Origin of the sequence: Streptomyces phaeochromogenes (assembly GCF_001418655.1) — a bacterium.
GTDB classification, from domain to species: domain Bacteria; phylum Actinomycetota; class Actinomycetes; order Streptomycetales; family Streptomycetaceae; genus Streptomyces; species Streptomyces phaeochromogenes.
This window is the reverse complement of record NZ_LIQZ01000403.1, coordinates 1-953: the sequence shown is the minus strand read 5'-3', so window position 1 is coordinate 953 and position 953 is coordinate 1. Positions and strand designations below refer to the sequence as shown.

Annotated in this window: 2 protein-coding genes; one reads left to right on the top strand and one right to left on the bottom strand. The window is 72.7% G+C overall.

Translation table 11 applies throughout. The annotated features are described in order from the left end of the window. Positions 1-7: 7 nt before the first annotated feature. Complete coding sequence (locus tag AOK17_RS40325; protein ID WP_055617604.1) at positions 8-403, top strand: DUF6114 domain-containing protein; 396 nt, start codon at positions 8-10, stop codon at positions 401-403. A gap of 40 nt (positions 404-443) precedes the next feature. On the opposite strand, the gene AOK17_RS40320 is transcribed toward AOK17_RS40325, so the two are convergent. Next, the coding region (locus AOK17_RS40320) for an alpha-ketoglutarate-dependent dioxygenase AlkB (protein WP_055617603.1) at positions 444-953 on the bottom strand (510 nt) is incomplete at its 5' end.

Sequence of the window (953 nt, the reverse complement as noted above, 5' to 3'; positions counted from 1 at the left end):
GCTGCTGATGGTCGCCTTCCGGCGCTGGCGCGCGGCCCGTCCCTTCTGGGGCGGGCTGCTGCTCGCCCTGGGCGGGGCGGAGATCCTGGTCACGGAGAAGGCTTCACTGAAGGTCGTCATGCACATCGGCATGCAGGGCCTGGCCGGCTACCTCCTGCCGACCCTGATGCTGATTCTCGGCCTGCTGATCCTCTTCAACCCTGCCCAGCGCCTCTTCTACTCGATCCTGGGTGCCCTGCTCTCCCTGGGGACCTGGATCACCTCGAACCTGGGCGGCTTCTTCATCGGGCTCGTCCTCGGTGTCGTCGGCAGTTGCCTGGCCTTCGGCTGGCTGCCGGACCAGGAACCGCGGCGCGCCCGCTCGTGGCGCCGCCGCCGACAGGAGCCGGTTCCCCATCCGTAGTGCGTCGGGGCGCCGTGGCAGGCGGCGCCCCTGCGGAGGGTCACTGCACGCCGTGCGGCCGGAACTGGACGCTGATCCGGGGACCCGCCGCCCGAGCGCTCTTGGGGATCGCGTGTTCCCAGGTGCGCTGGCAGGAGCCGCCCATCACGATCAGGTCGCCGTGCCCGAGAGGGCGCCGCACCGGTGTGCCGCCCCGCCTGGGCCGTAGCAGCAGGTCGCGCGGAGCGCCCACGGAGAGGATGGCGACCATCGTGTCCTCGCGGGCGCCCCGGCCGATCCGGTCCCCGTGCCAGGCCACACTGTCCCGGCCGTCCCGGTAGAAGCAGAGCCCGGCGGTGGTGAACGGTTCCCGCAGCTCGTCGGCGTAGTGCGCGGACAGGGCGTCACGGGCCTCGTCCAGGACGAGGCCCGGCAGCGCGTCCTCGGCGCCGTAGAACGCGAGCAGTCGCGGTACGTCCACCATGTGCTCGTACATCTGCCGCCGCTCGGCCCGCCAGGGCACCTCGTCGGCCAGCCGCGCGAACAGCGCGTCCGCCCCGCGCAGCCAGCC